The organism is Stenotrophomonas sp. WZN-1 (assembly GCF_002192255.1).
In the GTDB taxonomy this organism is placed as follows: domain Bacteria; phylum Pseudomonadota; class Gammaproteobacteria; order Xanthomonadales; family Xanthomonadaceae; genus Stenotrophomonas.
In genome coordinates, this window is the sequence record NZ_CP021768.1 from 1,406,855 (window position 1) to 1,428,665 (window position 21,811).

The following is a 21,811-nucleotide window of genomic DNA, read 5'->3' on the forward strand; positions in this document are numbered from 1 at the left end:
CCGCGGCTGCGATAATGCCCGCCAGGGGCGACGCGCAGTGGGCGCGGGCGTAAGCAGGAACAGGGCGTGGCGTGGGCGGCAGGCAGTGGCGGTTCGGAACAGAGGTGGCGCTGGTCATGCTGCTGGTGTGGTTGGCAACGCCGTGTCCGCTGTCGGCGGCTGTAGCCGAAGCCGGGCGTGATTACCTGCTGGTCGGTGCAGCCACCGATGATCCCACCCCGCATCGCGCATGCACGCCGGAGATGCTGGCGGGGCCACGACAGCAGGTGCAGGTGTCCGCGCCAGCGGGCGGCTGGTCGGGGCAGCCGCAGGCGCTGGACGTGTTCAATGTGTTTGCCGGCGAAGTCCGCGTGCAGCATGGCGATCGCGAAATCTGCGGCAACATGCACGATGCCCGTACCCGTGATTCCCGGTTCCGCGCAGGCATCGGCCTGGTCGCGGTGCCGCCGGCGGGCAGCCATGAACCGTTCCTGGTGTCATGGCAGATGCCGCTGAAGGCGCGCTGGGTACCGACCCTGCGGCTGGGGGCACCCAGTCCCGTGCAGCAGAACGATACCGCCCGCCTGCTGGTGCGCGCGGCCTGCATCGCCGTGGCGATCGCGCTGGCCTTGTCGGCCCTGATGGCCTTCCTCACCACCCGCGACCGCAGCTTCCTGGTCTACATCGCCGGTACCACCGTGCTGGTGCTGTGGCAGGCCATCCTCGGTGGCCTCAGCGGCTACCCGGAGCCGTGGCTGCCGGTGGGCGAGGGCGGTGCCTGGTGGCTGCTGTCGTTGACCGCGGCGTCCCAGGCACTGGTGCTGCCGGCACTGTGGCGCCTGAACGGCGGCGACCGCCTGCTGCCGCGATCGCGCCCGGTGCAGCTGCTGGCGCTGTGGGGATTGCTGGCGCTGGCCGCATGGGTTCCGTGGCTGCAGTGGGGCAGCCTGGCCTGGGTGGCGCTGGGCCTGCAGGTGTCCTACCTGCTGGGCTGTGGCCTGGCGTTGATGGTCGGGGTGTGGGCACGGCTGCGCGGTGACCGCTGGGCGCAGGCGGGGCTGGCAGCGCTGGCACCGATGCTGGTGTTGATCCTGGCCGATGCCTGCCGCGCTGCGTGGTTGCTGGAGTACCGCGTGGAGGCCCTGCAGCTGGCGGTGACCTGGCTGCTGATGATGGCCGCCTATGCGCTGAACCAGCGGCTGGGCCGCCTGCGCCAGCAGCGCGATGAGCTGCGCCAGCTGGCCGAGACCGATGGCCTGACCGGGCTGCCCAACCGCCGTGCCGGGCTGCAGCAGCTGGCACGGCATCTGGAACGGGTCGATCGCGAGCGCGGCCCGCTGGTGATCGGCTTCCTCGACATCGACCTGTTCAAGGACATCAATGACCGCCATGGCCACGCCGTGGGCGACCAGGTGCTGGTGGCGGTGGCACGTGCATTGCGTGCCGCGGTGCGCAGCCAGGACCAGGTGGTGCGGATGGGCGGCGAAGAGTTCCTGCTGCTGATGCCGGGCATGCCGCGGGAGGCGGCGTCGGCACGACTGGATCGCCTGCGCCAGCACATCACCGAGGCCGGGCGGGCGCTGCAGGTGCCGGGCCTGGAGGTGACCGCCAGCATCGGCCTGGCGCAGTGGCGGCCGGGCGAGGACGATCTGGCCGGGCTGCTGCGGCGGGCCGACCATGCCATGTACGTGGCCAAGCGCGCGGGCCGCAACCGGGTGTTCGACGGCGAAGAGCTCGACCCACCCGGCCTGGCATGAAGCGCTGCGGGCGGCGATGCCGGATAATAGGGCGATGACCACCCGACTCAACAAACATATCGCCGACACCGGCTTCTGCTCCCGCCGCGAGGCTGATCGCCTGATCGCCGCCCGCCGGGTCACCGTCAACGGCCATCCGGCCGGCACTGGCGCGGTGGTGGGCGAGGAAGACCAGGTGCTGGTCGACGGCCAGCCGCTGCGCGCGCGCGTGGCCCGCAAGCCCGGTGCCCGCCGTCACGTCTACATCGCGCTGAACAAGCCGGTTGGCGTCACCTGCACGACCGAGACCTCGGTCAAGGGCAACATCGTCGACTTCGTCGGCCATGAACAGCGCATCTTCCCGATCGGGCGCCTGGACAAGGAGTCCGAAGGCTTGATCCTGATGACCAGCAACGGTGACATCGTCAACCAGATCCTGCGTGCCGAGAACGGCCACCAGAAGGAGTACCTGGTGGCGGTGAACAAGCCGGTCACCGACGAGTTCCTGCGTGGCATGGCCCGTGGCGTCCGCATCCACGACCAGATGACGCTGCCGTGCAAGACCTCGCGCATCGCCAAGTTCGGTTTCCGCATCACCCTGCAGCAGGGCCTGAACCGGCAGATCCGCCTGATGGCGGCCGAGTTCGGCTACCGCGTGACCCAGCTGCGCCGCGTACGCATCGACAACATCAAGATTGGTGCGTTGAAGCCGGGCCAGTGGCGCAACCTGACCGAGCAGGAGCTGCAGGGCCTGCTGCCGAAGCAGCTGGACTGGTAAACGGCTTCTGTAGAGCCGAGCCCATGCTCGGCTGCTCTTTTGTCCGGGTGCAGCCGAGCATGGGCTCGGCTCTACATCAGCTAGACTTCGCGGTGACCTGCCGGAACGTGACGCTGCATGATCAAGCCCGACAAGCCTGCCAATGAAGCCCTTCGGCTTGAGGCGCTGTACCGCTACCGGATCCTCGATTCGGAGCGTGAAAAATCCTTCGACGACCTGGTGGTGATCGCCAAGGCGGTCTGCGGCACCTCGATGGCGGCGGTGACCCTGATCGATGTCGAGCGGCAATGGTTCAAGTCGATCCAGGGCATCGATGCGGCAGAAAACCTGCGCAGCGAATCGATGTGCGGCCACGCGATCCTGCAACCGCAGCAGATCATGGTGGTCGAGGATGCGCTGCAGGATGTCCGCTTCCACGACAACCCGGTGGTGGTCGGGGATCCCCACATCCGCTTCTATGCCGGCGCGCCGCTGATCAGCTCCGACGGCCTGCCGCTGGGCACGCTGTGCGTGTTCGACGCGCGGCCGCAGCACCTGGCCAGCGACAAGGCCGAGGCCCTGGCCGCACTGTCGCGGCAGGTGATGCTGGTGATGGAGCTGCGCCGTTTCGCACTCGACATCCAGAACCACATGCTGGAGCGCGATGATTACGAGCGCCTGCTGTCGGAGTACCAGGACGTACTGCTGGCGCAGAATGCCGACCTGGCCGAGCAGAGCCGCACCGATGCGTTGACCGGCCTGCCGAACCGCCGTGCGATGGCGGCAGCGCTGGAAGAGGCGGTGGTGGAGATTGAGGGGCAACCCGGCGTGGCCTGCGTCGCACTGCTCGACATCGACCATTTCAAGCACATCAACGATTTCCAGGGCCACGCCACCGGCGACCGGGTGCTGGCCGAGCTGGGCGTGCTGCTGCGCTCGCACTTTGCCGGCCGTGGCATGGCCGCGCGCTATGGCGGAGAAGAGTTCGTGGCGGTGATGCCGGGCACCGACCTGCACACGGCCGAACTGCAGTGCGAGTTCCTGCGCCTGGCCGTGGCAGACCTGCCGCTGGGTTTCCCGGTCACGATCAGCATCGGCGTGGCCCAGCACCAGCCTGGTGAAAGCGTGGATGACATGCTGGCGCGCGCCGACAAGGCGCTGTACCGGGCCAAGGGCAATGGCCGCAACCGGGTGGAACGGGCGGGCTGAAGCACCCCCGGGTAGATCCACGCCATGCGTGGATGCTGTTCCCGATTCACATCGCGTCGCAGTTCCTGCGATCAGAACCGGGCAGCATGACCTCCCTGTTTCCCCGGATGCCAACCATGCTGCAGACCCTGGCCATCGCCCACTATCGCTCGCTGCACGGGCTGGTACTGCCGCTGCAGCAGTTGAACGTGGTGACCGGTGACAACGGCAGTGGCAAGTCCAGCCTGTACCGCGCGCTGCGCCTGCTGGCGGAGTCCGCGCAGGGCGGCGTCGCGGCGGTGCTGGCCCGCGAAGGTGGGCTCGGTTCGGCGCTGTGGGCGGGGCCGGAAAAAATGGACCGCCGGGTTGCTGCCGGCGAGATCCCCCTGCAGGGCGGCCCACGGCAGGAACCGGTGGGATTGAAGCTGGGCTTCACCACCGACGAATTCGGCTACGCCATCGATCTGGGCTACCCGCCGCCCAGCCGATCGGCCTTCGCGCTGGACCCGCAGATCAAGGCCGAGGCGATCTGGGCGGGCCCGTTCCTGCGCAGCGCCAACCTGCTGGTCGACCGGCGCGGGGCGATGGTGCGGCAACGCCATGCGCGTGGCTGGGATCTGGTCGACGACCGCTTGTCACTGTTCGACAGCCTGTTTACCCAGGTCGGCGATCCGCAGCGCATGCCGGAAACCATCGCGCTGCGCGAGTACATCCGCCGCTGGCGCTTCTACGATCATTTCCGCAGTGATGCCGATGCTCCGGCGCGGCAGCCGGCGATGGCCACGCGCACGCCGGTGCTGCACCACGACGGGCGGGATCTGGCCGCGGCCTGGGTCACCATCCTCGAGATCGGCGACCCGGTCGCGTTGGCACGCAGCGTCGACGATGCCTTCCCGGGCGCCACGGTCGGCTTCGAGGAACTGGATGGCCGGTTGGCGCTGCGTTTCCACCAGCCCGGGCTGCTGCGGCCCTTGTCGATGGCCGAACTGTCCGACGGCACGCTGCGCTTCCTGCTGCTGGCCGCTGCACTGCACACGCCGCGTCCGCCGCCGCTGCTGGTGCTCAACGAGCCGGAGACCAGCCTGCACCCGGACCTGTTGCCGGCGCTGGCACGGCTGATCATCGCGGCCAGCGCGCGCAGCCAGGTCTGGGTGGTGTCACATGCCAGCCGCCTGATCGCGGCGCTGGAACAGGCGCCGGGGTGCCATTCGCTGCACCTGCACAAGGAACAGGGACGCACGCTGTTGAGCGGGCAGGGCCTGCTGGATGCTCCGGCATGGTACTGGCCGCAGCGTTGATACGGCGATCCACGCCCGGTAGATCCACGCCATGCGTGGATGCACTCAATCGGCGATGTTGCGCGCCTCGGCCGTACCGAGGATCTCCGGGTGCTGCACCGGCTTGCGGCGGTTCAGCAGCGGATGCAGGAACACCGCGCCGACGATGATCGCCACGCCCAGGTAGAACCACGGGGTGACTTCGTGCTGCTCGCGCAGCAGCACCACCGCCAGCACCACCGCATAGACCGGCTCCAGGTTGGTCACCAGCTGCACCGTGTAGGCGCTCAGGTGGCGCAGTGCGACCAACGCCAGGGCGAACGGCAGCAGCGTGCAGAACCCGGCCAGCACCAGCAGCAGGATGCCGTCGTGCAGGTCCGGGACCACCCAGAGCGGGCTGGCCAGGGCAGGTAGCAGGTACGGCATCAGCGGCGCCAGCAGGGTCAGGGTGAGCGTGCCTGCACCGAGCTCCAGCGCGGTGACCGTGAGCGGATCGGCGTGGCTGACCATGCGCTTGTTGAGCGAGCCGAACACCGCCACCAGCAGCGCCGAGAGCGCGCCGATCAACACACCCAGGCGCATGCCATCGGGCACGCCACCGACCACCAGCGCGACACCCGGCAGCACGGCCAGGCCGAAGGCCAGCTCACGCAGCTGGAACGGTCGCTTGGCCACCCAGGGTTCGATGATCGAGGTGAACACCGGCGCCAGCGCGATGCAGGTGGCGGCCACCGAGGCATTGGCCAGCTTAACCGCGCCGTAGAACGTCAGCCAATGCAGCGCGACCAGCGCGCCGATGCCGGCATAACCGGCCACCAGCCGCAGCGGCAGCGTACGCAGTCCGCGCCAGACCCGCGGCAGCAGCGCCAGCATCGCCGTCACCAGCAGCATGCGCCACCACACCAGCGGCAGCGCGGGCAGGGTGATCAGCTTGCCGAGGATGGCGGTGACGCCCCACAGCAGGACACAGAAATGGATCTGCCACAGCGCTTTGCGGGTGTCGGGTGTGCTCATCGGCCTATTGTGAGGCAATCGCGCGGCTGTCGGCGATGACTGTGGCATGCTCGCGGAAACTCCCCAAGGGAACCCTGCAATGGCTGCCAACCGCTCCGCCCTGCGTGCATGGGCAGCCCTGACTGTACTGGTGGCCGCCACCTCGCTGCTGCTGCAATACCTGTTGTTGCTACGCGGCCCCGGGGCGGCTGCCGGGGTCGGCGTGGCGACGCTGCGCTTCGTTGGTTACTTCACGATTCTCAGCAACCTGGCGGTGTGCCTGGGATGCGTCAGGCTGATCCGTGCGGGTGTGCTGAACACGACTGTCGCCGCAGTGATCGGGTTGTGCATCGGGGTGACCGCGTGCATCTACGTGCTGGCGTTGCAGGGGCTGTGGCAGCCCACCGGGCTGCAATGGTGGGTCGATGCCGGCCTGCACTACGCTGTGCCGGCGCTGTACCTGCTCGGGTGGTGGTGGCTGCTGCCGCATGGGGCGCTGCGCTGGCGCGCGCTGGGCGGCGTGCTGCTGGTACCACTGGTCTACCTTGGCTGGGCGATGCTGGTCGCTGCAATGACCGGACAGGCGCCGTATCCATTCCTCGAACTGCAACGCCTGGGCCCGGCGGCCTTCCTGCTCAACGTGCTGCGCGTTGCGGGCGTGTTCGTGGTGGGCTGGACCCTGCTGTGGGGACTGGACCGCTGGCGCCGTCGATGAGGCGCTGCAGGGCCATCGCTGCCGCCGGATTGCGGGCCTTGCCGGCACCGATGCACAGCAGGTAGACCTCGCGCGGGGTTTCCGGGGCGGGCCCGGCTAGGCAGGGAAGGTCGTCCACCGGCTCGCCGCGTGACCAGCGTCGTGCGCGTTCTGCCCAGCACTGCTGCACGGACGCAGGCAGGCCCTCGTTCAAGCGGGCCTGGCTGCGCTTGATCCGCGCGTAGACGAAGCCGGCACTGACATCACCATGCAGGGGCGCCTCGTCGCTGTCCTCGATCACCAGCGCCACGCCGTGTCGGCGCGCGGCGGCGACCAGCGCCGGGCCATGTGCCCCGGCGTTGCGCACCTCCAGTGCGTGTTGCAGTGGCACCCCCTCCAGCTGCTTCGGCAGCTGCGCCATCAGCGCGTCCAATGCATCGGCGTCGGCCGGATGGCGCGGATCGAACTGCCACAGCAACGGGCCGAGCCGGTCACCGAGCGCCAACGCCGCCTCGAGGAACGGTGCGGCGGCCTCCACCGTGCTGGACAGGTCGCGGCGCTGCACCAGGTAGCGCGGCGCCTTCATCGAGAAGCGGAAACCGCCGGGAGTCTGTGCGGCCCATTGCGCGCACTGGGCCGCAGTGGGCGTGCGGTAGAACGTGCCGTTGATCTCGATGCAGCGCAGGGCGCGGCTGGCATGGGCCAGTTCCTCGCGCTGCGGCAGGCCTGCTGGATAGAACACACCGCCGCGCCATTCGGGAAACACCCAGCCACCGATGCCGCAGCGGATGGCTGCCTGGCCGGCAGCCGTGGTCATTGGCCGTGGTCCGCGCGCCACGGGTCGTAGCTGCCGAACCACCACAGATAGCCTTCCGGGTCGGCGCAGGCGTAGCCGCGGCCGCCATAGTCCTGGTCGGCGATGTCGATGACGATGCGGGCACCGGCGGCCTTGGCCCGCGCGTAGTGCGCGTCGGCGTCGGTGACGATCACGCAGGCACTCTGGGTCTGGCGGCCGCCGACCTCATCAGGCATCGCCGCGTGCTCGCTCCACGCGCTCTGATTGCTGGCCGAGCCGAGCATGATCATGCCGCTGCCGAAGGTCAGCTGCGCATGGAACACCGTATCGCCATCGGCGTAGACGGCCTGGGCATGGAAGCCGAAGGCGTGCTGCAGCCAGTCGATGGCGGCCTGCGCGTCGCGATAGCGCAGGCACGGAATGATGGTGGAGCCGTTGCTCGGTTGCCCGTTCCCGCCCATGACACCCCTCCTATGGCACAGGGCAGGGTGCGCTGCAGACCGTTACCATCCCGCGAAACCCCGGTGACGGCCTGCACATGGCCGCCACCCCTGTTCGGAGATCGTGCTGGATGAAACCCTGGATTGAAGGAGCCGTGCTGCTGGCGTGCACGACCATGGCGAGCGCTGCCACCCCCGCGCAGCTGCAGGACCTGGATGCGACCGTCGAGCGCGTGCGCGCGCAGTTCGACGTGCCCGGCATTGCCGTGGCGGTGGTCAAGGATGGCGAGGTGGTGCTGGAGCGCGGCTGGGGCGTGCGCGAGCAGGGCAAGCCGGAGCCGGTGCAGGCCGACACGCTGTTCGCGATCGCTTCCAACACCAAGGCGTTCACCGCCACCTCGCTGAACCTGCTGGCCGAGGACGGCAAGCTGAAGATGGACGACAAGGTGATCGACCACCTGCCGTCGTTCCGCATGTCCGACCCGTTCGTGACCGGGCAGATGACGATCCGCGACCTGCTGTCGCATCGCAGTGGCCTGAGCCTGGGCGCCGGTGACCTGCTGTTCTGGCCGACCACCTCCTACAGCAACGCCGAAGTGGTGCAGCGGCTGGGCAAGGTGCCGCTGAAGGGCGGTTTCCGCGAGAGCTACGCCTACGACAACATCCTGTACGCGGTTGCCCAGCAGGTGATCGAGCACGTCTCCGGCATGAGCTACCAGCAGTTCCTGCAGACCCGCATCTTCGACAAGGTGGGCATGGCCGGCACGCGCTACAACGCCGACCACCTGAAGCCAGGTGACAAGGCGGCGGTCGGCCACGCCAAGTACGATTTCAAGGACCTGCGCACCGTCGCACCACTGACCTGGTCGAACAATGCCGGCGCCGGTGGCATCTATTCCAGTGCGCACGACATGGCACGCTGGATGCAGGTGCAGCTGGCCGAAGGCAAGCTGGCCGACGGCACTGCGCTGTTCAGTGAAAAGAGCCAGCAGCAGATGTGGCGGATGATCACCCCGCAGTCGATCCCGGCGCCGAGCGTGCCGGAGCTGGCACCGGCGCGGGCCAACTTCGCCGGCTACGGCGAAGGCTGGAGCCTGAGCGATTTCCGCGGGCAGAAACTGGTCTGGCACACCGGTGGCTGGCCGGGCATGGTTTCGCGGCTGACCCTGGTGCCGGGCGAGAAGCTGGGCGTGGTGGTGCTGACCAACCAGGAAGTGGGCGCGGCGTTCAATGCGATCACCCTGAGCGTGCTGGATGCCTATCTGAGCGGCGAGAAGCACGACTGGGTGGATGCCTATGCCAAGGCCGTGGCCAAGGGCCAGGACAAGGCCGACGAGGCCTGGGCCAAGCATCAGGGCGCGCGCGACAAGGGCAGCACGCCATCGCTGCCGCTGGCCGGCTACACCGGCACGTTCCGCGACCGCTGGTATGGCGACATGCAGGTCAGTGCCGAGGGCAGGGGCCTGCGCCTGCGCTTCATGAAGACCGCGCAGCTGAGCGGCCGCCTGGAGCACTGGCAGCACGACACCTTCATCGTGCGCTGGGACGACCGCTCGCTCAACGCCGATGCGTTCGTGAACTTCAGCCTGGACCCGGACGGCAAGGTGCGCGAGGTGCGCATGCAGTCGATCTCCGACCTGACCGATTTCAGCTTCGATTTCCAGGACCTGCTGTTCACCCCCTTGGCCCGGTAGATGCCAACCTTGGTTGGCCTGCGGTAGGGCGCCCACCAAGGTGGGCGACTACCGGGGGATCAGGCGATCATCGGCTGGCGTACACATCCGGCGTGGGATACTTCGCCGCTTGCAAGAGGCGAGGGAGTGCGATGTTCCGTTGGTTTGAATCCCTGATCCCGGTGTTCCCGCCCGTGGATGGGCGCATGCCACCGCGCAAGGTGCTGCCGTTCTACCTGCACTACCTGCGCCCGGTGTGGCCGGTGCTGCTGGCTACCCTGATCGCCGGCCTTCTGCTGGCGCTGGTGGAAGTGGCGATGTTCGACTACCTGGGCCGCATCATCGACATGGTCGCCGAGCAGCCAGGGGCCGATTTCTTCAAGCGCCACGCCAATGAACTGGGCTGGATGCTGTTCATCACGGTCATCGCGCGGCCGATCCTGGTCGGCCTGCACAACCTGCTGGTCAACCAGGCCATCGTGCCCGGCCTGAGCAACCGCTCGCGCTGGCTGATGCACAACTACGTGGTGCGGCAGAGCCTGAGCTTCTTCCAGAACGACTTCGCCGGCAGCGTTGCCAACCGGGTGATGCAGACCGGCACCTCGCTGCGCGAATCGGCCGTGCAGATGGTCGATTCGCTCTGGTACATCGTGGTCTATACCGGCACCGCGCTGTACCTGTTCGCGCAGGCCGACTGGCGGCTGATGGTGCCGCTGATCCTGTGGCTGCTGGCGTATGCGGTGATCATGGTCTACTTCGTGCCGCGCGCGAAGGAACGGGCCTGGATCGCTTCCGAGGCACGTTCCAAGGCGATGGGCCGCATCGTCGATGGCTACACCAACATTCCCACGTTGAAGCTGTTCGCCCATGGCGGGCGCGAGCAGGCCTACGTCGCCGAGTCGATCCAGGAACTGGCGGTCAAGCACCGCGCGCAGACCCGGGTGACCACCGGCATGGACCTGACCATCGCCATCGTCAACGGTTTCCTGATTGCCGGCACCTGCGGGCTGGCGTTGTGGCTGTGGAACGGCGGGCACATCACCGTCGGCGCGATTACCCTGGCCACCGGCCTGGTGATCCGCATCCACAACATGTCCGGGTGGATCATGTGGACCATCAACGGCATCTTCGAGGACATCGGCACGGTGCAGGACGGCATCACCACCATCGCCCAGCCGCTGACCGTGCAGGACCGCGAGGATGCGGTGCCATTGCAGGTAACCCGTGGTGGCGTGCATTTCCAGGACATCCACTTCCACTACGGCAAGAAGGGCGGCGTGATCGCCGGCCTCGACCTGGTGGTGAAGCCCGGCGAGAAGATCGGCCTGGTCGGTCCTTCCGGTGCCGGCAAGTCGACCCTGGTCAACGTACTGCTGCGCCTGTACGACCTGGAAAGCGGCCGCATCCAGATCGACGGCCAGGACATTGCCTACGTCACCCAGGAAAGCCTGCGCCAGCAGATCGGCGTGGTCACCCAGGACACCTCGCTGCTGCATCGCTCGATCCGCGACAACCTGCTGTACGGCCGTCCCGACGCGACCGATGAGCAGTTGCGCGCAGCCGTGGCCAAGGCGCGTGCCGAAGCCTTCATCGATACGCTGGTGGACGGGCAGGGGCGTCGTGGCTACGACGCACATGTCGGCGAGCGCGGCGTGAAGCTGTCCGGCGGCCAGCGCCAGCGCATCGCCATTGCCCGCGTGCTGCTGAAGGACGCACCGATCCTGGTGCTGGATGAGGCGACCTCGGCGCTGGATTCGGAAGTGGAAGCGGCGATCCAGGACAGCCTGGACGAGCTGATGGGCGGCAAGACGGTGATCGCGATCGCACACCGGTTGTCGACCATCGCGCGCATGGACCGGCTGGTGGTGATGGACCAGGGCCGCATCGTCGAGACCGGCACCCACGGCGAGCTGATTACGGCCGGTGGCCTGTACGCGCGGTTGTGGGCGCGGCAGACCGGTGGTTTCGTGGCCGCCGATCAATGATTGCGCTGCTGTTGGCACTCAGCCTGGCGACCACGGCCGCAACTGCGGCGCCGGACCCCATGCAAGGCGACCAGCTCGAGCAGGTGGTCCTGCTCAGCCGCCACAACCTGCGCGCGCCGGTGGTGGCATCGGGCGCGCTGGCCAATGCCACGCCAGAGCGCTGGCCAGGCTGGGACGTCGCCTCAGGCGAGCTGACCACCAAGGGTGGCGTGCTGGAGGTCTACATGGGCCGCTACATCGGCCAGTGGCTGCGCCAGGCACAGCTGCTGCCGCCGTCGGATTGCCCGCAGCCGGGTGACTTCCACGCTCACGCCAACAGCCTGCAGCGCACCCAGGCCACCGCGCAGTTCTTCGTTGCTGGTGCCTTCCCGGGCTGCCATGTTGCGGTTGAGCAGCGCATGCCGCTGGGCACGATGGACCCGCTGTTCAATCCGGTGATCCACCGGGATGACGCGGCATTCCGTGCACGTGCGGTGTCGGCGATGCAGCAGGCGCTGGCCGCCACCGATCTGGCTCCGGCGCTGTCCGTCGTGGAGGCGATCACCCGCTATCCGCAGTCGGCGGCATGCAGTGCGCACAGCGACTGCCGTCTGGCGCTGACCGACACCAGCTTCAGTGCAGCCCCGGGCAACGAGCCACGCGTCTCCGGATCACTGGCCCTGGCCAGCGGACTGGTCGATGCCTTGTTGATGGAGCACTACCAGGGAAGTGGCATTCCCCGCGAAGGCTGGGGCCGATTGAACACGGAGGTCCAATGGCAGGCGCTGGCGCAGATCCGCAACCGCTACCAGGACATCCTGTTCGGAACACCCGAGGTGGCGCGGGATGTGGCCGGGCCGTTGCTGGCACGCGTGGATGCGTTGTTGGAAGATCCCGCATCGCCGAAAGTGAGCCTGCTGGTCGGTCACGATTCCAATATCGGTTCCGTACTGGCGGCGCTCGGAATCACGGACTACACGTTGCCGGGCCAGTACGAGAAGACGCCGATCGGCGGCCTGCTGCAGTTCGAACGCTGGCGTGATCATGGGGCCGGCGAAGTGCGTTATCGCTTGGTGTATGTCTATCCCACGCGCGAGCAGTTGCGTGGTTCGATCCCGTTGACCGACGCGCAGCCGCCGGGGCGGGTGGAGCTGGTGCTGCCGGGCTGTGGGCAGTCGGGCTGCAGTGAAGCGCAGTTCGAGAACCTGCTGCATTCACCTTGAAAGCGGCATGGATGGGAGCGTCGCATTGTGATGAGACGGAAGCAGCTTCGCGTCCCGTATGCTTGGATTCGGGTAGTCTCCAGAGATCAAACAAGCGATCTCGGTGAATCATGAACATTACGGGCTTTCCTGTAATGGACGGTGATGGAGATGAAATATGGGCGGATCCCCATGGCAGCAACATTGCCTTTACGTGTTTTGATCGTGGATATCCGGTGGTGGCCGATGCCTCGGAGAACCAACGTGGGAGCGATGAGGATTGTCCCGCTGCCTGCCGCGGCTGTGGTGTGGAGTACTTCCTCGATTTGAGACTGAACTCGAGGAAGCTGTATATCCACATGGTCTGATTGACTGGCGGCAGAAGCGGTGCGAACCAAGGTTCGCACCCACCGGGATGGCAGGCCGCAACTGCCAGAACAGAAAACGGCCCGGGTCTCCCCGGGCCGTTTTTCTTCGCCTCACACCGGCTCAATCACTCGATCGGCTGGTCCAGCATCAGCTGGCGTGCGAAACGCACCGGCGGAGCGCCGTAGGACAGCACCTGGTCGTGGTACGCCTTCAGGTTGAACTTGTCGCCCAGCTTCTCCTGCACCGCCTTGCGGGTGTCGAAGTGTTCCTGCGCACCGACGAAGTAGGTCGGCAGCTGCGCCGACGTCAGCTGCGCGCGCACCCACTTGCCGGCGGCTTCGCTTTCCTGCTGGAATGCGTCGTGGGTCATCAGGTGCATCGCCTTCTCGCGATCCCAGTTGTCCACGTGCACGCCCTGGTCGAGGATCGCGTTGGAGATCGTGCGCAGGTAGAACTTCAGCTGCACCAGGTGGAACAGCGGGTCGTTGTCGAGGTAACCCTGCTCCTGCATCATGCGCTCGGTGTAGACCGCCCAGCCTTCGGCGAACAGGCCCGAACGCAGCACCGCACGCAGGGTGGAGGGGAACTTGGCCGAGTGCCAGCCTTCCAGATAATGGCCCGGGGTGCCTTCGTGGATGCTCAGCAGGTGGATCATGCGCGAGTTGTATTCACGCAGGAACGAGTCGACCTGCTTCTCGTTCCAGTCGTCCGGAATCGGCGACACGGCGTAGAAGGTCTTCAGGTTCTTGTCCAGCGGGCCCGGCGAATCGCAGTAGGCCACGGCCACGCCACGCTGGAATTCCGGCATCAGGATGATGTCCACCGGCGCATCGGGCAGGGTCACCAGATCGTGCTCGCGCACGAATGCGGTGGATTGCTCCAGCGCGGCCTTGGCGTCGTCGACCACCTTGTCGCGCGCCGGCTTGTCGGCGTAGGCCAGTTCCAGTGCGGCCTCGATTGCCTTCTGCTGCTGCTCGTCGGTCGGCTGGGCCGGCATTTCCGGCGCACCCGGCTTGTCCTTCAGCACGGTCTGCGCGATGCCGTACATGTCTTCGCGCACGCGCTTGAGTTCGGCGCGTGCACGCTCACCGATCTCCTGGCGCGACAGCGAGGAGCTCAGCGCGAACTTCAGCTTCTGGTCGTACTTTTCCGCACCGATGCGGAAGTCGCCCTTGGCGTTCGGCACCAGGGTCTTGTCCAGCCAGGCCTGCTGTTCGTCCACGGCCTTCTTCAGGCCGTCGATGGCGGCCTGCAGGCGCTGCTGGTCGGCCTGCGGCAGTTCACCGATGTGCGGGGTGATGAAGGTATCGACGATGCTGAGGATGCCCTTGTTCTGCTTGGCCACCGTCTCGGCATGGATCTTCGGTACACGCGCCGGATCCAGGTTCTCGCGTGCCTGGGCGAAGATCGCCGGCAGCTTTTCCATGCGCGCGGTGGCCGACTTCAGGCGCTCCGGCAGCGGCGCGAACTCGCGCGCCATCAGGCCGTAGATCGCGCTGCCGGCGATGCCGTTGTACAGCTGCGGGTCCCACTTGCCGGACTGCAGCACTTCGGCGTTCCAGATTTCCGACTGCAGCTGGTTGCGCAGGATCGCAGCGTCCACCTGGTTCTCGCGGCCCAGCTTGGCCACCTCGATCTTGTCCAGCTCGCCCAGCAATGCCTTGTAGGCGGCCACGGTCTTCTGCTGGCCGGCGGCACTCAGGTCGTCCAGCTCGCTGTCGTAGCGGTGGTCACCGATCTGGGTGGCGCTGACCGGCGAGAGCTGCATCCAGGTGTCCAGGGCGCGCTTGGACAGGTCGGCGAAGGCGGCATCGACCGCCGCGTCACCGGCCTGCTGGCTGGCGGCCGGGGTGGAACCGTTGGTCGGGGCGTCGGCCGGCTGGCAACCGGCCAGGGCGGCGACCAGGGCGAGGGCAAGAAGATGCGGGCGCATCGGCGTTCCTGTACAGGGTCAAACCCCGAGCATAGGGCCCCGGGGCTGCTTTGTCCCCGTGCCATAGGATTACCATGGTGGCAGACAAGGACTCTCCAGCGGAGCGCAGGACATGGAATACCAGGGAAGCTGCCATTGCGGCAGGATCGCATTCACCGTACAGGCCGGGGCGCCGATCAGCGACGTCATCGACTGCAACTGCTCGATGTGCCGCCGCCGCGGCAGCCTGCTGTGGTTCGCGCCGCGTGCGGCGTTCCAGCTGACCACCGACCCGGCGGACGTGGCCACCTATCATTTCAACAAGGCCCACATCGATCATCACCATTGCCGTGAGTGCGGCGTTGCGCCGTACAGCGAAGCGGTGGACCCGCGCACAGGTACGCCGATGGTGGCGGTGAACGTGCGCTGCGTGCCGCAGGTGGATCTGGGCACGTTGGCGGTGATGTCCTATGACGGAGCCGCACTGTGAGGCCGGTGCGTGCGTGGACGCGTGTGGTGACGATGCCGGTACTGCTGATGGCGCTGGCGGCCTGTGCCAAACACGGCGATGCGGCGGCCGATGCAGGCGCCACTGCCGCCGAAGCTGCCGTTGCTTCACCGGAAGGCGCATTCCTCGCCTATGAACACGACGTGCAGGTGCAGCTGGAAGCGGCGCAGATCGCGCCCCGCATCCAGCAGGTGGCACAGGCCTGCCAGAGCGCGAAGTTCGGTGATTGTGCGGTGCTGCAGGTCGACCAGCGCAGTGGCGAGCAGCCCAGCGGCGAGGTGAAGGTACGCATCGCGCCGAAGGGCACCGAGCCGCTGATCGCGATGGCCGGCGAGGGCGGCAAGCAGCAGTCGCGCAACACGCGCGCCGAAGACCTCGCACAGGCTGTGGCCGACACCGCGCTGACCAAGGCGCGGCTGGAGAAGGAACATGCGCGGCTGCTGTCCTACCAGGACCGCAAGGACCTGAAGATCGAGGACCTGATGGCGATCACCACACGCCTGTCGGAGATCGAGGCCGGTGTCGAGCAGGCCAGCAGGGATGCCGCGCAGCAGCGCCGGCGCATCGATACCCAGCTGGTGACGATCCACTTCGATACCACGTCCGGCCAGCGCAGCCGCAGCGAGATCGGTGAGGCGCTGAGCGAATCGGGCAGCATCCTCAGCACCAGCATTGCGTTCCTGATCCGCGCTGCGGCCGCGCTGCTGCCGGTAGCGGTGCTGGCCCTGGTCGTGGCCTGGGGGGCGCGGGCGTGGTGGCGTCGCCGCCGTCGCAAGCCCTGATCGAACCGCGCCCCGTGTTCGCCGGGCATGGCCCGGCGCTACCGGAACAGACGGTGCATGGCCCGGCGTTACCGGGGTGCTTCGAGCATCGGGTAGCGCCGGGCCATGCCCGCCGGGTCCTCAGCCCTCGTCCGTCTCGTATTCGACGAACACATCCAGTTCCAGTGCCAGCTCCTGCACGGCATCGCGCACCTTCTGCGCGGTGCTTTCATTGCCGACTTCCACTTCCAGCTCGTGGATGCCCGGGCCGATGTCATCGGACAGCCCGGCCGAACTGGAATCGTCGTCGTCCATGTGCGGCATCAGGTCGTCGGTTTCCTCGACATGTTCGATGCCATCCAGGCCAAGCAGCAGGTCGCTGATGGCACGGGCGTCGTCTTCGGTTCCGGTGATGCGCAGTCGCAGCATGGCCATGGCATAGGTACGTTGTGGGTTCGCCAGCAGCCTAGCCAGCGTGAAGCAAAGAGCGGGTGAGGGCGCAGTCAGGCGTGCGTGGCCGGGCGCCCGAGCAGGCTGTCCGGCAGCGCTGGAATCGGCGTGCGTTCGTCCTGCGCCTGCTCCAGCAACCAGTGGATGAACAGGCGCGCGGCGTGGCTCGGCGGTTGTCCTTCGGCATGCACCACGTGATACGCGTAGCGCGCCTTCAGCGCCGGGCCGGGCAGGCGCACTACCTCGTAGCGCTGCAGGTAGGGCTGCGCGATGTGGGTACGTGCCAGCACCGCGCCCATGCCGTACACCGCGGCACGCATCGCATCGGTACTGTCGGCGAAGGTATGCATCGGCGGCAGCGGCGAGGGCGGGCGCACGCCGGCATGACGGAACCAGTCACGCCAGCCCTGTGGCGAAAGGTCGGTCAGCAGCGGCAGGTCAGCGATGCGCGCCGGATCGACCAGCGTTTCGACCCCGGCCAGCGCCGGTGAGGCCACCGGGAACAGGTAGTCATCCATCAGGTGCTGCGCACGCAGGCCCGGCCATTGGCCCAGGCCATAGCGGATGCCGACCTCCGGACCGTTGTCGTCGTAGCGGTCCAGGCCGCTGCCGGTATGCAGCTCGATGCGGATGTGCGGATGGGCCTGGGTGAAGCGTGGCAACCGCGGCAGCAGCCAGCAGTACGAAAGCGAGCGCAGCGTGGTGATACGCAATGGCACGCTGTCCGCATCCGGGTGCAGGTGGTGGGCGACGGCCGCGACGTCGGTGAAGGCCGCACTGGCCGCATCGGCCAGCTGCCGGCCCTCGGCAGTCAGGCGCACGCCACGTGCATGGCGCAGGAACAGCCGGGTCTCCAGCACCTCCTCCAGGCGGCGCACGTGATGGCTGACCGCGCTGGCGGTCAGGTGCAGTTCCTGGGCGGCCTGGGCGAAGTTCTGGTGGCGCGCGGCGACCGCGAACACGGCCAGCGCGGGGAGCAGGGAAGGGCGTAGCTGCATGTCCAGCCTCAAACCATATTTGTGGCTGGCAGCGATACTACGCGCTTGTGCGGCAGGCGTCTGCGCCCGATCCTGTCTGCCTTGGCGAGGAACAGACGATGGACGGAGGCAGGGCATGAATGCGGTCCCACAAGCGGCCGAGCGCGACTGGCGCACACCGCTGGAATTGACCCTGCTGGGCGCCATCTGGGGCTGCTCGTTCCTGTTCATGCGGGTGGCGGTGCCCTCGTTCGGCCCGTTCGCGCTGGTCGAGGTGCGGCTGGTGCTGGGCGCGCTGGTGCTGCTGCCGTTCCTGTGGCGCGCCCGCGCGCAGTTCCCGCCGCGGCGCTGGCTGTGGCTGGCGCCGATCGGCCTGATCAACTCGGCGCTGCCGTTTGTGCTGTTCGCCTATGCGGCCGAGCGAGCCCCTGCGGCGATCGGCGCCATCTGCAATGCGATGACCGTGCTGTTCGCCGCGCTGATCGCCTTCCTGTTCTTCGGGGAGAAGATCGGCATGCGCCGTGCGGGCGCGCTGCTGGTCGGCTTCGCCGGCGTGGTGGTGCTGGCCACGGCCAAGGTCTCGGGCCTGAGCATCGGCACCGCGGTGCTTGCCGGTGCGGCGGCCTCGCTGCTGTACGGCCTTGGCGTGAACCTGGTGAAGCGGCATATGACCGGCCTGCCGTCGGCGGCGGCTGCGGCGGCAACGCTGTCCTGTGCCTCGCTGTGGATGCTGCCGATGGCGGTGAGCCACTGGCCGCAGGCGGCGATTCCAGCCAAGGCGTGGGGCGCGGCGATTGCGCTGGGCGTGGCCTGTACCGGCCTGGCGTTCCTGATGTTCTACCGCCTGATCGGGCGTATCGGCCCGTCGCGTGCTTCGACGGTGACCTACCTGATTCCGCTGTTTGGTGCGGCGTTTGCCTGGTTGTTCCTGGGTGAGCCGGTGACGCTGCAGATGCTGATTGCCGGTGCGTTGATTCTGGGTAGCGTGGCGGTGAGTCAGAAGGGCTGATGCGTTGGTGTTTTGCGCGTGGCGCGTGCTGAAGGTGCTTCATCGTTCATGGGCGTCACTTTTCTTTGTACGCGCGCCGCGCTGCAGGAGCAGCGCGGAACGGCGCAGCCGGCCCGGAGGGTGGCGCACAGGGATGTGCGCCATCAAGAAAAGTAACCAAAAGAAACGTTCCGCCAGCCGCGAGCCGGTGCTGCGCACCGGTACCCTGCGCTCCTCGGCCCGTCGAGGGACGGCGCGGGAACTCGCTGCGCTCAGACACCCGCGCCTCTTCGCCCTCGCCGGACCTGCGGTGCTCGGCTCGCTCAAGGCGGACTGGAAGGTCAAGATCAACCGCAAAAGCATCCACGCATGGCGTGGATCTACTGGGTGCAGCTGTGGCCTTTGATCTGGGTCCGCCTTGAGTGAGCCGAGCATCGCAGGGGAATCAGGGGCGAAGAGGTGCCGATGTCTGAGCGTAGCGAGTTCGGCACCGTCCCCTGATTCACCGAGAAGCGCAGGGGACCGACGTGCGGAGCACGGCGGCTCGCGACTGGCGGCGCGTTTCTTTTGGTTACTTTTCTTTTCGCGCGAAAAGAAAAGTGACGCCCATGAACAATGAAGCGCCTTCAGCACGCGTAACCTGCGGAAACCATCACCGCACCGGCACCGGAATATTGCAGAGATCGATATGCCCCGCCGGGCGCTTGTAGAAATCATCCACGCGATTGCGACGCGCTTCCACCGTATCGGCGAAGGTCTTCGAATCGGTGCGCAGCACCTGGATCGGCGTGCGCTCGGCCGCCGGCACATCGCTGGCGCGGCGGATCGACACGATCGGCGTACGCAGCTCCGGGTCGGTGTAGAAGCCCATCGGCGCCGGGCCGCGCGGGGTTGCACTGAGCAGTTCCATGCCCTTCAGCACGCGGCCGACCAGGGTGATGTTGCGGTCCAGCTGGCGCGGCGACTGGCCGGTCACCACATAGAGTTCGGCGCCGATGCTGCTGTCTTCCTCGTTGCTGCGGCCGGCGCCGAGCATGCCGTAGCAATGCGCCAGCCAGGCCTTGCCGGCCTGCGGATCCTGGCCGATCGGGAAGCCGTCGACGAAACCGGTCTGCGCGGCCCAGCCATCGCGGTCCGGCAGCACGCTGACCTTCAGGCCGGCACTGGCACGTTCGAACTCGGCCGGCAGCTTGCGCGCGGCACTGCCGAACGGCTTGGCCTTGGTCGCATCATCGGCGTCGGCATCGCCGAACTGCACCACGAAGTTGTCCTGCGAACGGTAGATGCTGGTGCCGTTCCAGAAGTGCTCGTGGGCGAAAGTCTGGATGTTGGCCACATGGCGTGGGGCGAACTGCGGCGCCAGCTCGATGATCACCCGCCCGGCCGGCAGGTCCATGTACAGCAGGTTGGCCGGGTCCGGCGTGCGCCAGTCGCTGGCGGCCGAGGCGTCGAGGATCTGCTGCGGGCTGCGGTAGGGCGAGGCCGCGCTGGCCATGGCGGGCAGCAGGCAGGACAGGGCGAGGGCGGTCAGGGCAAGGCGACGACGGTGCGGCATGGGAACCCCGGAACATGAACGAGGCTTCGATTCTGCGCGAGCCGCCCAGCCACGCCAACCGGCACGATGACTAACGACACATTCGCTATACCGAACTTCGCACTACTGTGGACTTCAACGTAGTGGAGGGCCGGTCATGTCCGAGGACGATGTCCAGCTGAAGAAGTTCCAGAAGGAGCTCAGCGCCGGAACGGTGTCGCTGGCCCTGCTGGCGGTGCTGGCCCGGGCCGGCGAGCCGCTGTACGGCTACCTCATTGCCAAGGAGCTGGAGCGGGTGGGCGAGGGCGTGCTGAGCGGCAAGCAGAGCGCCCTGTACCCGGTGCTGCGCAACCTGGAGGGCGCCGGCCTGCTGGCAAGTCATGTAGAGCCTTCCAGCAGCGGGCCGCCGCGGCGCTACTACCGCATCAACGAACGTGGCCGCGACGTGCTGGCGCAGTGGCGCCAGGCCTGGCAGGCCACCCGCGATTCCGTCGATTCCGTGTTGGAGGGGGTACCGCAATGAACGACCCGAGCCTGGCAGGCCGAGCCCTGCCCACGACCATCCCGCAGTACCTGGCGCAGCTGCGCGCGGCGCTGGAAGGCGCCGACCCGGCGATGGTGCAGGACGCCCTGTACGACGCCGAGGAATACCTGCGCTCGGAACTGGCCGCGCAGCCGGGCCGCAGCGAGGCCGAGGTGATCGCCGACGTGGCCGGCAGCTATGGCGCGCCGGACGAAGTGGCGGAGATCTACCGCGAGACCGAAGTGACGGTGAACCGCGCGCTGCGCACGCCACGTGCGGATACCGCACCGGTGCTGCGTGCAGCGGCGGAAGCCAGTGGTGTCGAGCCGGCCGCGCCGCCTCCGGCGCCGGTACAGCGCTCCCCGCTGGCGCGCTTCTTCGGCGTGGTGACCGACCCGCACACCTACGGTGCGCTGTTCTACATGCTGCTGTCGCTGGCCACCGGCACCTTCTTCTTCACCTGGGTGGTGACCGGCCTGTCATTGTCGCTGGGCCTGATGATCCTGATCATCGGCATTCCGTTGACGGTGCTGTTCTTCGGTTCGGTGCGCGGGCTGGCGCTGCTGGAAGGGCGGCTGGTGGAAGCGCTGCTGGGCGAGCGCATGCCGCGGCGTCCGCGTTACACCGACCGCAGCCGCACGTGGCTGCAGCGCATTGGCGACATGTTCACCGATGGCCGCACCTGGCTGACCCTGCTGTACTTCGTGCTGATGCTGCCGCTGGGTGTCATCTACTTCACCACCGCGGTGACGTTGCTGTCGCTGTCGCTGAGCCTGATCTGGGCGCCGGTCGCGGCGATCTTCAGTGGCGACATCCCCGGCGTGTACATCAACGACGTGAACGTGCTGCCGATGGCGGCCTCGCCGCTGGTGGCGATCGCGGTTGCCGCCGTGGGTGCACTGCTGCTGGTGCTGACCCTGCATCTGGCACGTGGCATCGGCAAGCTGCATGGGCTGATCGCCAAGAACCTGCTGGTGCGGTTGTAAGCAGGATTCCACGCTTCGGTAGGTGCCAACCTTGGTTGGCACAATCCATCAGCGTCGGGACGTTTGGCGGGCTTGGCTTGGGTAGGTGCCAACCTTGGTTGGCA

The 21,811-nt window shown here is 67.4% G+C and carries 20 protein-coding genes; 13 read left to right on the forward strand and 7 right to left on the reverse strand.

All coding sequences use genetic code 11. The features are described from left to right. Positions 1–71 precede the first annotated feature (71 nt). The 4 genes from CCR98_RS06530 to CCR98_RS06545 all read left to right on the forward strand — a co-directional run bounded on the left by CCR98_RS06530 (position 72) and on the right by CCR98_RS06545 (position 4,958). The gene (locus CCR98_RS06530; protein ID WP_087921965.1) at positions 72–1,736 is read left to right on the forward strand and encodes a GGDEF domain-containing protein; all 1,665 of its coding nucleotides are present in this window, start codon (positions 72–74) and stop codon (positions 1,734–1,736) included. Positions 1,737–1,770: 34 nt separating this feature from the next. Further along, entirely contained in the window at positions 1,771–2,493 is a 723-nt protein-coding gene (locus CCR98_RS06535; protein ID WP_005408708.1) for a pseudouridine synthase, read from the forward strand. 117 nt (positions 2,494–2,610) lie between these two features. Further along, positions 2,611–3,681: a sensor domain-containing diguanylate cyclase gene (locus CCR98_RS06540; RefSeq protein ID WP_087921966.1), complete on the forward strand. Its 1,071-nt coding sequence runs from the start codon at positions 2,611–2,613 to the stop codon at positions 3,679–3,681. A gap of 116 nt (positions 3,682–3,797) precedes the next feature. Then, positions 3,798–4,958 carry an AAA family ATPase gene (locus CCR98_RS06545; protein WP_087924152.1) on the forward strand — a complete coding sequence of 387 codons (1,161 nt, stop codon included), beginning with the start codon at positions 3,798–3,800 and terminating at the stop codon, positions 4,956–4,958. A gap of 45 nt (positions 4,959–5,003) precedes the next feature. On the opposite strand, the gene CCR98_RS06550 is transcribed toward CCR98_RS06545, so the two are convergent. After that, on the reverse strand, positions 5,004–5,951 hold the full coding sequence (locus CCR98_RS06550; protein ID WP_087921967.1) for a DMT family transporter: 948 nt from the start codon (positions 5,949–5,951) through the stop codon (positions 5,004–5,006). Positions 5,952–6,030: 79 nt separating this feature from the next. On the opposite strand from CCR98_RS06550, the gene CCR98_RS06555 reads away from it, so the two are divergent. Beyond that, on the forward strand, positions 6,031–6,645 hold the full coding sequence (locus tag CCR98_RS06555; protein WP_087921968.1) for a Pr6Pr family membrane protein: 615 nt from the start codon (positions 6,031–6,033) through the stop codon (positions 6,643–6,645). On the opposite strand, the gene CCR98_RS06560 is transcribed toward CCR98_RS06555, so the two are convergent. Continuing rightward, positions 6,566–7,441 (reverse strand): DUF72 domain-containing protein, encoded by an 876-nt coding sequence (locus tag CCR98_RS06560; RefSeq protein WP_087921969.1) that lies wholly within the window; start codon positions 7,439–7,441, stop codon positions 6,566–6,568. The genes CCR98_RS06555 and CCR98_RS06560 overlap by 80 nt on opposite strands. After that, a complete protein-coding gene (locus CCR98_RS06565) occupies positions 7,438–7,881 on the reverse strand; it encodes a VOC family protein (RefSeq protein WP_087921970.1) in 444 nt (147 codons plus the stop codon). Before CCR98_RS06565 ends, CCR98_RS06560 begins: the two co-directional genes overlap by 4 nt. A 110-nt stretch (positions 7,882–7,991) precedes the next feature. Here CCR98_RS06565 and CCR98_RS06570 point away from each other — a divergent pair, with 110 nt between their 5' ends. From CCR98_RS06570 to agp, 3 genes are all read left to right on the forward strand, one after another. Further along, positions 7,992–9,554 (forward strand): serine hydrolase, encoded by a 1,563-nt coding sequence (locus tag CCR98_RS06570; protein ID WP_087921971.1) that lies wholly within the window; start codon positions 7,992–7,994, stop codon positions 9,552–9,554. Positions 9,555–9,685: 131 nt separating this feature from the next. Continuing rightward, the gene (smrA, locus tag CCR98_RS06575) at positions 9,686–11,518 is read left to right on the forward strand and encodes a multidrug efflux ABC transporter SmrA (RefSeq protein ID WP_087921972.1); all 1,833 of its coding nucleotides are present in this window, start codon (positions 9,686–9,688) and stop codon (positions 11,516–11,518) included. Beyond that, positions 11,515–12,720: a bifunctional glucose-1-phosphatase/inositol phosphatase gene (gene agp, locus CCR98_RS06580; protein WP_087921973.1), complete on the forward strand. Its 1,206-nt coding sequence runs from the start codon at positions 11,515–11,517 to the stop codon at positions 12,718–12,720. The genes smrA and agp overlap by 4 nt, the downstream gene beginning before the upstream one ends. A 472-nt stretch (positions 12,721–13,192) precedes the next feature. Here the strand turns inward: agp and CCR98_RS06590 are convergent, their stop codons facing one another. Beyond that, positions 13,193–15,001: a DUF885 domain-containing protein gene (locus CCR98_RS06590; RefSeq protein ID WP_087921975.1), complete on the reverse strand. Its 1,809-nt coding sequence runs from the start codon at positions 14,999–15,001 to the stop codon at positions 13,193–13,195. A 112-nt stretch (positions 15,002–15,113) separates the two neighbouring features. On the opposite strand from CCR98_RS06590, the gene CCR98_RS06595 reads away from it, so the two are divergent. Both CCR98_RS06595 and CCR98_RS06600 read left to right on the forward strand, forming a co-directional pair. Then, positions 15,114–15,470 (forward strand): GFA family protein, encoded by a 357-nt coding sequence (locus CCR98_RS06595; RefSeq protein WP_087921976.1) that lies wholly within the window; start codon positions 15,114–15,116, stop codon positions 15,468–15,470. Between the two features lie 32 nt (positions 15,471–15,502). Continuing rightward, entirely contained in the window at positions 15,503–16,270 is a 768-nt protein-coding gene (locus CCR98_RS06600; RefSeq protein ID WP_198361081.1) for a DUF4349 domain-containing protein, read from the forward strand. 120 nt (positions 16,271–16,390) lie between these two features. Here the strand turns inward: CCR98_RS06600 and CCR98_RS06605 are convergent, their stop codons facing one another. Together CCR98_RS06605 and CCR98_RS06610 are read right to left on the reverse strand one after the other, a co-directional pair. Further along, on the reverse strand, positions 16,391–16,684 hold the full coding sequence (locus tag CCR98_RS06605) for a hypothetical protein (RefSeq protein ID WP_005415831.1): 294 nt from the start codon (positions 16,682–16,684) through the stop codon (positions 16,391–16,393). Positions 16,685–16,752: 68 nt separating this feature from the next. After that, positions 16,753–17,697: a LysR substrate-binding domain-containing protein gene (locus tag CCR98_RS06610; RefSeq protein WP_087921977.1), complete on the reverse strand. Its 945-nt coding sequence runs from the start codon at positions 17,695–17,697 to the stop codon at positions 16,753–16,755. A gap of 115 nt (positions 17,698–17,812) precedes the next feature. On the opposite strand from CCR98_RS06610, the gene CCR98_RS06615 reads away from it, so the two are divergent. Continuing rightward, positions 17,813–18,685 carry a DMT family transporter gene (locus tag CCR98_RS06615; RefSeq protein WP_049446277.1) on the forward strand — a complete coding sequence of 291 codons (873 nt, stop codon included), beginning with the start codon at positions 17,813–17,815 and terminating at the stop codon, positions 18,683–18,685. Positions 18,686–19,316: 631 nt separating this feature from the next. Here CCR98_RS06615 and CCR98_RS06620 read toward each other — a convergent pair. Continuing rightward, positions 19,317–20,219 carry a peptidylprolyl isomerase gene (locus CCR98_RS06620; protein ID WP_087921978.1) on the reverse strand — a complete coding sequence of 301 codons (903 nt, stop codon included), beginning with the start codon at positions 20,217–20,219 and terminating at the stop codon, positions 19,317–19,319. A gap of 136 nt (positions 20,220–20,355) precedes the next feature. Between CCR98_RS06620 and CCR98_RS06625 the strand changes: the two genes are divergently transcribed. Next, entirely contained in the window at positions 20,356–20,721 is a 366-nt protein-coding gene (locus CCR98_RS06625; protein ID WP_087921979.1) for a PadR family transcriptional regulator, read from the forward strand. Further along, positions 20,718–21,707 carry a sensor domain-containing protein gene (locus tag CCR98_RS06630; protein ID WP_087921980.1) on the forward strand — a complete coding sequence of 330 codons (990 nt, stop codon included), beginning with the start codon at positions 20,718–20,720 and terminating at the stop codon, positions 21,705–21,707. The genes CCR98_RS06625 and CCR98_RS06630 overlap by 4 nt, the downstream gene beginning before the upstream one ends. Positions 21,708–21,811: the final 104 nt, after the last annotated feature.

Bases quoted from the DNA above. Each gene is read 5' to 3' on its own strand.
- CCR98_RS06535 (WP_005408708.1), top strand. From the start codon at position 1,771: ATGACCACCCGACTCAACAAACATATCGCCGACACCGGCTTCTGCTCC.
- CCR98_RS06540 (WP_087921966.1), top strand. From the start codon at position 2,611: ATGATCAAGCCCGACAAGCCTGCCAATGAAGCCCTTCGGCTTGAGGCG.
- CCR98_RS06545 (WP_087924152.1), top strand. From the start codon at position 3,798: ATGCTGCAGACCCTGGCCATCGCCCACTATCGCTCGCTGCACGGGCTG.
- CCR98_RS06550 (WP_087921967.1), bottom strand. From the start codon at position 5,951: ATGAGCACACCCGACACCCGCAAAGCGCTGTGGCAGATCCATTTCTGT.
- CCR98_RS06555 (WP_087921968.1), top strand. From the start codon at position 6,031: ATGGCTGCCAACCGCTCCGCCCTGCGTGCATGGGCAGCCCTGACTGTA.
- CCR98_RS06560 (WP_087921969.1), bottom strand. From the start codon at position 7,441: ATGACCACGGCTGCCGGCCAGGCAGCCATCCGCTGCGGCATCGGTGGC.
- CCR98_RS06565 (WP_087921970.1), bottom strand. From the start codon at position 7,881: ATGGGCGGGAACGGGCAACCGAGCAACGGCTCCACCATCATTCCGTGC.
- CCR98_RS06570 (WP_087921971.1), top strand. From the start codon at position 7,992: ATGAAACCCTGGATTGAAGGAGCCGTGCTGCTGGCGTGCACGACCATG.
- smrA (WP_087921972.1), top strand. From the start codon at position 9,686: ATGTTCCGTTGGTTTGAATCCCTGATCCCGGTGTTCCCGCCCGTGGAT.
- agp (WP_087921973.1), top strand. From the start codon at position 11,515: ATGATTGCGCTGCTGTTGGCACTCAGCCTGGCGACCACGGCCGCAACT.
- CCR98_RS06590 (WP_087921975.1), bottom strand. From the start codon at position 15,001: ATGCGCCCGCATCTTCTTGCCCTCGCCCTGGTCGCCGCCCTGGCCGGT.
- CCR98_RS06595 (WP_087921976.1), top strand. From the start codon at position 15,114: ATGGAATACCAGGGAAGCTGCCATTGCGGCAGGATCGCATTCACCGTA.
- CCR98_RS06600 (WP_198361081.1), top strand. From the start codon at position 15,503: ATGCCGGTACTGCTGATGGCGCTGGCGGCCTGTGCCAAACACGGCGAT.
- CCR98_RS06605 (WP_005415831.1), bottom strand. From the start codon at position 16,684: ATGGCCATGCTGCGACTGCGCATCACCGGAACCGAAGACGACGCCCGT.
- CCR98_RS06610 (WP_087921977.1), bottom strand. From the start codon at position 17,697: ATGCAGCTACGCCCTTCCCTGCTCCCCGCGCTGGCCGTGTTCGCGGTC.
- CCR98_RS06615 (WP_049446277.1), top strand. From the start codon at position 17,813: ATGAATGCGGTCCCACAAGCGGCCGAGCGCGACTGGCGCACACCGCTG.
- CCR98_RS06620 (WP_087921978.1), bottom strand. From the start codon at position 20,219: ATGCCGCACCGTCGTCGCCTTGCCCTGACCGCCCTCGCCCTGTCCTGC.
- CCR98_RS06625 (WP_087921979.1), top strand. From the start codon at position 20,356: ATGTCCGAGGACGATGTCCAGCTGAAGAAGTTCCAGAAGGAGCTCAGC.
- CCR98_RS06630 (WP_087921980.1), top strand. From the start codon at position 20,718: ATGAACGACCCGAGCCTGGCAGGCCGAGCCCTGCCCACGACCATCCCG.